The organism is Massilia violaceinigra, from assembly GCF_002752675.1.
In the GTDB taxonomy this organism is placed as follows: Bacteria; Pseudomonadota; Gammaproteobacteria; order Burkholderiales; family Burkholderiaceae_D; genus Telluria_A; species Telluria_A violaceinigra.
In genome coordinates this window covers 5,699,784-5,708,789 of sequence record NZ_CP024608.1, presented here as the reverse complement: position 1 = coordinate 5,708,789, position 9,006 = coordinate 5,699,784, and the positions used below count along the sequence as shown (strand labels likewise).

Genomic DNA, 9,006 nt, shown 5'->3' with positions numbered 1-9,006 from the left:
GCATCGCGCGGCACATGGTCAGGTTCCGTGATGCGAAGCCGGCGGCCGTAGTGAGCTCGTGTGCCTGGCCCACATGGCGTTGTTTAGATTGCATGGCGTATCCGCATCTCGTTCATCATATGAATTTTCGGCGAGGCCTCATGATTCGCCGCCGGCGGTCGTTATAACCTTATGACAATGTTGCTTCGACGGTCCGACCGTTTTTAAGTGTCCAGTTGATAAACAATCATTCAGTGAGTTGTAACGTAAGCGTCTTCCCAGCAACGTCTGTACCGCCTGAGCTGCTGGGGGCATGATTGAGTGCGGGTACAAAATGAATTGTGCCCACAACTTCAATTATGGACACAAAAATTCAACCAGTCATTCCGCCGGCCAAGCGTGGGCCCTACAGACAGCACAGTACCGAATTCAAACGTGCTGTCGTGGCCCGGTCCCTCGTTGCCGGGACGTCGGTATCGCGCCTGGCCCGCGAGTTCAATATCGATGCCAACCAAGTCTTCACTTGGCGAAAGCAGTTCGCCGACATGCGGGAGGGCGGGGCCGAAAAGGCCGGTCAGCTGTTGCCGGTCACCGTGCTCGAATCAGCGGGCGCGGATGTCGAGTGTGCGTCACCGTCATCAGGGGTGATATTGCTGACGGTAGGACCGGTGCAATTGCGGCTGGAAGGCGGCGTCGACGCGACAACGCTAGCGCAAGTGTTGACGCGTCTGCTGCCATGATCGGGCTGCCTGCGGGTACGCGGATCTGGCTGGCAGCGGGCATCACTGACATGCGTGCCGGCATGAACGGTCTCGCGGCACGAGTGGAGAACGCGCTAACCGAAAATCCCTACAGCGGCCACGTGTTCGTGTTCCGCGGTCGGCGCGGTGACATGATTAAAGTGCTCTGGTGGACTGGCGATGGCCTGTGCCTGCTGGCCAAGCGCCTGGAGAAAGGCCGCTTCGTCTGGCCGCAGGCAAACAGCGGCAGCGTAGCGCTAAGCCAGGCGCAGCTGTCGATGCTGCTGGAGGGGATTGACTGGCGCCGGCCGGAGCGTACCTGGGTGCCGACATCAGCCTTGTAAACGTCGTTGGGCTCGCGTAAACTTGGCGCATGATCAACGCCACCGACCTGCCCAACGACATCAATGCCCTGAAGGCCTTGCTGTTGGCGCGCGATGAAAAGATCCTGGGCCTGGAAGCGCAGCTGAACACGCGCGCTGCGGAAATTGAGCACCTCAAATTGACGATCGCCAAACTGCGGCGTATGCAGTTCGGCCGCAAGTCCGAGAAACTCGACCACCAGATCAAGCAGCTTCAATTGCAGCTGGAAGACCTGCAAGCTGATGAAGCCGAGGCAGAACGGGAAATGCCCGAAGCGGATCGGGCGCCACGCAAGAAATCGGTGCGCAGGCCGCTGCCGGACCATCTGCCGCGCGACGAAAAGATTTATGCGCCTGGCACTGAAGCGTGTTCGGCCTGCGGCGGTCGAATGCGCCCCTTGGGCGAGGATGTGGCGGAACAATTGGAGTACGTGCCGGCCAGTTTCCGTGTGATCCGCCATGTGCGGCCAAAGCTGGCATGCCGCTGCTGCGATGCCATCGTGCAGGCGCCAGCGCCCAGCCGGCCCATCGAGCGCGGCATCGCCGGGCCTGGCTTGCTGGCACACGTGCTGGTGGCCAAGTTCGCCGATCACCTGCCGCTGTATCGGCAGGCAGTCATGTATGCTCGCGAGGGTGTCGATCTGGATCGCGCGCTGCTCGCCAGTTGGGTCGGTGCTGCCAGCGCGCTGCTGCGCCCCTTGGTCGACGCGATCCGGCGTCATGTGTTGGCCGGTGCCAAATTGCACGCGGACGACACCCCGATTCCAGTGCTGGCACCGGGCAATGGGAAGACAAAGACGGCGCGGTTGTGGACCTACGTACGTGATGACAGGCCGAGCGGCGACAACGCTGCGCCGGCCGTGTGGTTTGCCTATACGCCGGATCGCAAAGGCATCCATCCTCAGACCCACCTCGCCAACTACAAGGGCGTGCTCCAAGCTGATGCCTACGCCGGCTTCAACGCACTTTACGAGGACGGCGCGATCCAGGAGGCCGCCTGCTGGGCGCATGCGCGGCGTAAATTCTACGACTTGCACGAAGCCAGACCTTCCGAACTGACGACCGAAGCCCTGCGCCGCATCGGTGAACTGTACGCGATCGAAGCGAAGATCCGCGGCAAGCCACCGAATGAGCGACAGCAAGTACGACAAGCTGAGGCCAAACCGCTGATCGAGGACCTGGAGCCTTGGCTGCGTGGCATGCTTGAGAAGCTCTCACGCAAGTCCGATACGTCGGCAGCGATCCTGTACGCCCTCAATCTGTGGCCCGCGCTGGGGCGCTACTGCGACGACGGCCGGATCGAGATCGACAACTCCGCAGCAGAACGCGCTCTGCGTGGCGTTGCCATCGGTCGCCGCAACTACCTGTTTGCTGGCGCCGACACGGGCGGCGAACGTGCTGCCGCCATCTACTCGCTGATCGGGACGGCCAAGCTGAACGGTGTCGACCCCGAAGCCTGGTTGCGCCATGTGCTAGCCCACATCGCCGATCATCCCGTCAACCGTGTTGACGAGTTCCTGCCCTGGCATTGCGCCGGGCAGTTGGCTCCTGCCTAAAAACACGCCACTTCCCAGCGGTGTGACGCCATCATCGGGGAATTCGACGGCTGACTCAAGACGGCACTGAGACGACGCTTACGTTGTAACCACCATTTTCACACAGTGTCCATGACCGCCATCACGTCCATCCCTAACTGGAACTCCTCACCGGCGCGTAGCCCGGCCCTCGCCACTAGCCGGAGCGAAGCGCCAGCAGTACAGAGGGCGACGCCCTCGACCATCGTCTATCTCAGCCCGCAGAGCGTCTCGGCATCCCTGAACGGCGCCTCCGCGCTGACGTGGGAATCGACAGCGCAAGACGGCGTGAGCGCATTGATCGCCACCAATGTCGCTTCGCGCTCGCTGGCCGGCCGTTTCAGCGGACTGGGCGCGGCCCTGCTGACGCAATTCAGGGGCGACGTCAGCCATGTCTCGCAGTCGGTGCGGCTGTCACCTGCGGCAACGCCGTGGTCGCCCTACGGCATCTCGGCCGCACCACCCGCCTTGCATGGCCAGGGCGACGACAAGATCTCGCTCAGCATCACCACCAAAAGCGGCATCAAGGTCAAGCTCGCGCTGGATAACCAGGACGATGGCCTGGCGGTGCAGATGAGCAGCAGCGGTGAACTGAGCGACGCGGAGCGCAGCGCGCTGGCCGGCCTGGCCGGCGCTTTCCAGGATGCCGTCGACGGCATGGCGGAACAGCCGCCCTCGGTCAGGCTGGCGGGCCTCACCCAATTCGATCCGTCCGCACTGGCGTCAGTCGACCTGCGCGCAGTGATCAGACTCGATACCGATCCCGACAGCACGCAGGCGCTGGATTTTCGCGCCGACGGCGCGCACCGCAAGGTAAGCCTGAGCGGCCCGTCCGGCACGGCGTCGGTCAGCGTCGATACCAGCAACCTGTCGGGCGTGGGCAGCCCTGAACAGCAGGCCAGGGCGCTGGCCAATCACCTGAAGCAGTTCGACCACGCGGCAAGCAGGGGCCGTGCCGACGGCGGGCTGATGACGATGTTCAAGGACGCTTTTTCCGGCCTCAACGCCAATGTCGGCGCCGCACAGCCGCGCGCCGGCGCCGCCCTGGGCGGCAAGTGGGAGCTGGCGGCCGGGGACCATGCCGCGCTCACCGGGCTGGCCGACTTCAGCGCATCGGTGAGCCAGGCGTCCACGTCGATCAATCCGATGCGTCCGAGCGAACAGGATAGCTTCACCTACGACGTGTCGCAAAGCACCAGCATCGGCGGGCGCAGCCAGGGCGAGCGTTCGATTTCGCAGCAGCAGAAATCCGAGCTGAACGCCAGCTTCCATACGCCGGGCACGCCTGGCGGGCAACTGAAGCTGGACTACACCGAGCAATCGCAAAACTACAATTTCCATCAGATCAAGGATGCCGCCAGCAGCGACGTAAATCTGGCGTATAACGAGGGGCGGCTGGTCAAGGCCACGCTTAATCAATCAGCCACCCAGTCGGCCCGCGTGATGAGTTATGTGATGGGCAATCTGGTGTCCGATATGGTCACGCCAGTCCAGCAAGCGTTCCAGCGCGATCTGCTGTCCGCGCTGGCGCCTTACCTGACCGGCGATCCACGCCGGACGGAAGAGGAAAGGGATAGCCAGCGCAAGCAATCGATGAGCAGCCTGAGCGAGCAGGTTTTGCTCAAGGGCGATCCGGACCCGATGGATGGCAGCTGGTCGGTCGACAAGGCCAGCGCCATGCACGTGTAAAATGATGTCATAACGGGCTCCACTGGTGCCGAATTCGCAGGCTTGCAACCCAGGTTGCAGGCCTTTTTTGTCTGGCTGGTCCGGCGCGGCTATCGATCATTTTCGGGCTGCCGATGTGGGCGAGGCGTGCAGGCATGCCCACTCCACGGCCGCGGCGATGCGCTATATAAGGGAAGCAAGTTGAAAAAGATCAGTACCGTCGTCTATGCCGTGGTCATTGGTTTCGTGTTGTATGCCGTAGCCTATATGTATTGCTGGGGCAGGCCGGCTTGCCTGACGAACGACTACGAGCAGCTCAGCTGGACGTTTTCCGCTGGCCATGCCGACAGCGCGCTGCGCGACGGCAGGCCCGATATGTCGATCGAGATGCGCGTTCTTGCACCAGGCAACGCGCATGCGAAGATTGCGTACACCCGCGCTTCCCTCCTGATCGAATGCAGACGTCCCCTGGAAGACACCTCCAGAATCTCCTATGTCGAGATGCGTTCGGCGCAACTGAGCACTGCCATCGAAGCGTGGCTGGCCGGGCGCAACGACGTTACCGGATTTCATCACGGTACCCTCAAAACCGGTAAAACAGTGCCGGATCCCGGCTCATCGTTGTGGTTCAAGCCGGTCTGGGGCCATGCTTATCCCGCAAAGCATGCGCCCGACTGGTACCCGACAAACAGAATGACCGAGCAGCACTTCGTCGCATTCTGGGGCACCGGCTACCTGTTCAGGGGTGAAGGCAAGGATGAGTATTACTGGGTCGGTTTTAACCGCTGATGTGTTGAATTTTCTTCGCCAAAACCGTTGATTTAACGGCATACTTAACTCGTCGGCACTGTTTATCCTCTTCGGATAGCACCTTCCCGCTTGCGATTGGGCTGACCGCATCAAGCAATCTTCGTCTCAAGTTTCGCCACCTTACCCGGATTGGAGTCACTCATGAACGCGAATAACGCAGGCGCGCCCGCGCTCAAGCAGGCGCTAAGCACCTTTCAATTGTGGGGCATCGCCGTCGGGCTGGTCATTTCCGGCGAGTATTTCGGCTGGAGTTATGGCTGGGCCTCGGCCGGCACCCTCGGCTTTGCCGTGACGGCGCTCTTCATCGCCGCCATGTACACCACCTTCATCTTCAGCTTTACCGAACTGACCACCTCGATCCCGCATGCGGGCGGCCCGTTCGCCTACAGCAAGCGCGCCTTCGGCCCGGTCGGCGGCTACATCGCCGGCGCCGCCACGCTGATCGAGTTCGTGTTCGCGCCGCCAGCCATCGCACTGGCCATCGGCGCGTACATGAACGTGCAGTTTCCCGCCCTCGATCCCAAGCTGGTCGCGCTTGGCGCTTACCTGATCTTCATGACCATGAACATCATCGGCGTGCAGGTGGCGGCCACGCTGGAACTGCTGCTGGCCATCGTGGCAATTTTCGAGCTGCTGGTATTCATGGGCGTGGTCGCTCCGGGCTTTTCGCTCGCCAACTTCACCAAGGGCGGATGGGCAGGCCAGGACAGCTTCAGCATGGCGGCCATTCCAGGCATGTTCGCGGCAATTCCGTTTGCGATCTGGTTTTTCCTGGCCATCGAAGGGGTGGCAATGGCGGCGGAGGAGGCCAAAGACCCGCGCCGCTCGATTCCCATCGCCTACGTCGGCGGCATCCTGACCCTGGTGGCGCTGGCCTTGGGCGTGATGCTGTTCGCCGGCGGGGCGGGCGACTGGACCAAGCTGTCCAATATCAACGATCCGCTGCCGCAGGCGATGAAAATGATCGTCGGCGGCAGCAGCGGCTGGCTGCACATGCTGGTCTGGCTCGGCCTGTTCGGCCTGGTCGCCTCCTTCCACGGCATTATCTTCGGCTATTCGCGCCAGATTTTCGCGCTCGCCCGCGAAGGTTATCTGCCGCATTATTTTGCCAAGATTCATCCGCGCTTTCAGACCCCGCACCGCGCCGTGCTGGCCGGCGGCGTGGTTGGCATCGCCGCGATCTACAGCGATGAACTGATCAAGATCGGCGGACTGACCTTGACGGCCAATATTGTCACCATGTCCGTGTTCGGGGCGATCACGATGTATATCGTCAGCATGCTGGCGCTGTTCAAGCTGCGCCGCAGCGAGCCGCAGATGGTGCGGCCGTTCAGTGCGCCGCTGTACCCGTTCTTTCCGCTGTTCGCCCTGCTCGGAGCGCTGGTGTGCCTGGGAACGATGGTTTACTACAATTTTGTGATGGCGATGGTATTCGCCGGCTTGCTGCTGGCAGGCTACGTGGTGTTCCTGACGACGGCGGGGCGCCGCGCAACGCTGGCGGCGTCGCACACGTAGTCATTGTCGACCTGCCTGATTTGGCCGAAGCGACCGCGCAGCGCATTGCGGTGAAAGAAGCCTTTCTCAGGCGCGCCGCGCTGGTGGACGGTCCATTCATGCTCAAGGGGAGTTACGTCACAAGCCAGCAGATCGACGATTGGGTCGGGCTGGACGGCGTGGATGCCGGCGCGCTCACGGCCTGGCTCACGGCGGTGACGGGACCGAACTCGATGACGGCATTCGTTTCCGCAGTTTTTCCGAAAATGCCTTCTGGCGCATGATCGAGTACGCGATGGACGACGATTTCCCGACGGTCAATACCGACATCGTCGGTTGGATCGGTGAACACGAGGTCGAGATCCGCGACACGGACGTCAGTTTCGGCATCAAGCTCGAGCCCCCGCCGCAGCCCTTGTTGTACCGGCCCCGGTTCGGCACGCCGTTCATGGTGCAGAAAAGCGTGGCGGCCGAACTGCAGCCACGATAAAACACCTCTTGAGCATTTCAACTGGCTGCTGGACCGAACGATCGGAGGACATCCGGCGTGGAGGCGCCTGTCAAACGGACGCTATGACGCCGGGGAGTGTTTTTCGGTCTGGCGCAGCGCGCTTGCCGCTAACGGCGCGCTGCAGCTGTGGGAGTCACAACTGATGGAGGTGTATATCGGCGGGCGCGATCTGCTGTGGGTGGAGCTCGAGCAGCTTGTCGCTGAACTGGCCATGCAGCTTGAACGCGCGGGCTTTGCGCGTGTGGCGCCCGCCAATACCGCCAGTGCCCAGCAGCGTGTCGCGCCGCCCTCCGCGAGCCTGACCGACACGCTGGCGCGCTGGATCGGACGGCGCGATTGAACGCGCCGTACCCTTATTGGGACTGTTTCGGTTCGCCTTGCGCCGGCACGCCCAGTCTTTTCAGGTTGTCCTGCGCGTTCTTCGCCGCTGGATCGATCTCGAGCGCGCGCCGGTAGCTGGCAATGGCTTCCTCCATGCGTCCGTTCTTTTCATACGATTCGGCCAGGCTGTCGTAAACATTGCTGCTGGCCGGGTAAAGCGAGACATTGAGCTTGAAGATCTCCAGGCTTTGTTTCAGCTTGCCTTGCATGAGCATCTCGTAGCCCCACTGGTTGACCATCGGTTCGCCAAGTTTGAACTGGGGGTCGCCGGCGCGCAGTTCCTGATAGATCGCTTCGATGTGCTGGTAACCGCGTTTTGCCAGTGCCTCCACCATTGCCGGAGGAGGGGTGTACACGGTCAGGGGGAAGGCGCGGTTGAGGGCGCGCCGCGCGATATCCTCGGACCCGCTGTGGGCGTTCGACATCAGGACAACGCCGCGCCGGGTGTCCTGGTCGAACCCGATATAGGTACGGTAACCGCCCGTGCCGCCGGTATGCCAGACGATGCGCGAGCCGTGGGCGTCAAGAATATGCCAGCCCAGAGCGATCGATTCGCCCGGCCGCTTGTCGATGGCGCGCTGCGGCTTGTGCGCGGCCTGCATTGCAGGGTAGAGCGGGGAGGGCAGAATGCCGGCATTGGCGCCGACGAATTTGAGCAGGTCGGCGGTGGTCGAGCGCAACGCGCCCATGCCGGCCAGTGTTGGCATGTCCCAATTCTGGGCCGGCACGCCGGGCATTCCGTAGCCGGTCGCGAGACGCTTTTTCATGTCCGCGCTCAGGGTAATGGCGGTGCTGTCCATGCCCAGCGGCTTGTTGATGCGCTGGCGTACCAGGGTTTCAAAATCCTTTCCGGCGCGCAGGCTGAGGATATGGCCAAGCAGGCCGACGCCGTAATTGGAATAGGCGTAGATCTCGCCGCTGGCCCGCGTGGGCTCGAACGCGCTCAGGGCAGCGTACATTTGCGGCACGGTGTAATCGGCAAAGGGGTTGGCCGGATTGGCCGGTGCCAGATTCGCCGGCATGCCCGGTAAGCCCGACAGGTGCCCCGACAGCTCGCGCAGGGTAATCGGCTTGGCCTTGAACAGCGGTGTTTTGACGCCCGCGGGCAGGTAAGCGCCGATCGGGTCGTCCAGCTTGACGTCGCCGCCCTGCACCATGTCGCTCAGCAGCGTTGCGGTAAATACCTTGGTGATCGAACCGATTTCAAATACCGAATCGGCGCCCACCGGTGCGCCACCCACGCTCAGCGAGCCGTACGAGATAACCCGGCTGCCACGCGGATCGATCAGGCCGACCACGATGCCCGTGCCTTTTTTATCGATATCCACGCGCGCCTTGATCATCGCGAGAATCTCGGCATCGGTCGCGGGAACCGGGACGGTGGATTGGGCGCTGGCGCTGGTAGCGGCGAGGGCGAGAAGACAGGAGCTTGCGAGGATGGGCAGGGTAAATGGTCGGGTCATTGTCTTCGGAGAGTAAGGTGCACA

Annotated in this window: 10 protein-coding genes; 9 read left to right on the top strand and 1 reads right to left on the bottom strand. The window is 62.3% G+C overall.

The features are described 5' to 3' along the window. Nucleotides 1–338 precede the first annotated feature (338 nt). From tnpA to CR152_RS24620, 9 genes are all read left to right on the top strand, one after another. Nucleotides 339–719, top strand: coding sequence for an IS66-like element accessory protein TnpA (tnpA, locus tag CR152_RS24660; RefSeq protein ID WP_099879418.1), 381 nt, complete (start codon nucleotides 339–341; stop codon nucleotides 717–719). Then, a complete protein-coding gene (gene tnpB / locus CR152_RS24655) occupies nucleotides 716–1,063 on the top strand; it encodes an IS66 family insertion sequence element accessory protein TnpB (protein ID WP_099878438.1) in 348 nt (115 codons plus the stop codon). The genes tnpA and tnpB overlap by 4 nt, the downstream gene beginning before the upstream one ends. A gap of 29 nt (nucleotides 1,064–1,092) precedes the next feature. Next, nucleotides 1,093–2,637, top strand: coding sequence for an IS66 family transposase (gene tnpC, locus CR152_RS24650; protein WP_099879416.1), 1,545 nt, complete (start codon nucleotides 1,093–1,095; stop codon nucleotides 2,635–2,637). A 111-nt stretch (nucleotides 2,638–2,748) separates the two neighbouring features. Further along, complete coding sequence (locus tag CR152_RS24645; RefSeq protein WP_157778718.1) at nucleotides 2,749–4,344, top strand: hypothetical protein; 1,596 nt, start codon at nucleotides 2,749–2,751, stop codon at nucleotides 4,342–4,344. A gap of 180 nt (nucleotides 4,345–4,524) precedes the next feature. Beyond that, the gene (locus tag CR152_RS24640) at nucleotides 4,525–5,112 is read left to right on the top strand and encodes a hypothetical protein (protein WP_099879412.1); all 588 of its coding nucleotides are present in this window, start codon (nucleotides 4,525–4,527) and stop codon (nucleotides 5,110–5,112) included. 162 nt (nucleotides 5,113–5,274) lie between these two features. Continuing rightward, nucleotides 5,275–6,648 carry an ethanolamine permease gene (eat, locus tag CR152_RS24635; protein WP_099879410.1) on the top strand — a complete coding sequence of 458 codons (1,374 nt, stop codon included), beginning with the start codon at nucleotides 5,275–5,277 and terminating at the stop codon, nucleotides 6,646–6,648. Between the two features lie 20 nt (nucleotides 6,649–6,668). Next, the gene (locus CR152_RS24630; protein WP_099879408.1) at nucleotides 6,669–6,911 is read left to right on the top strand and encodes a hypothetical protein; all 243 of its coding nucleotides are present in this window, start codon (nucleotides 6,669–6,671) and stop codon (nucleotides 6,909–6,911) included. Nucleotides 6,912–6,922: 11 nt separating this feature from the next. After that, the gene (locus tag CR152_RS24625) at nucleotides 6,923–7,117 is read left to right on the top strand and encodes a hypothetical protein (RefSeq protein ID WP_157778717.1); all 195 of its coding nucleotides are present in this window, start codon (nucleotides 6,923–6,925) and stop codon (nucleotides 7,115–7,117) included. Nucleotides 7,118–7,280: 163 nt separating this feature from the next. Continuing rightward, nucleotides 7,281–7,478, top strand: coding sequence for a hypothetical protein (locus tag CR152_RS24620; protein WP_099879404.1), 198 nt, complete (start codon nucleotides 7,281–7,283; stop codon nucleotides 7,476–7,478). A 13-nt stretch (nucleotides 7,479–7,491) separates the two neighbouring features. Here CR152_RS24620 and CR152_RS24615 read toward each other — a convergent pair whose 3' ends face one another. Then, on the bottom strand, nucleotides 7,492–8,982 hold the full coding sequence (locus CR152_RS24615) for a serine hydrolase (RefSeq protein ID WP_167399948.1): 1,491 nt from the start codon (nucleotides 8,980–8,982) through the stop codon (nucleotides 7,492–7,494). Between the last annotated feature and the right edge of the window lie 24 nt (nucleotides 8,983–9,006).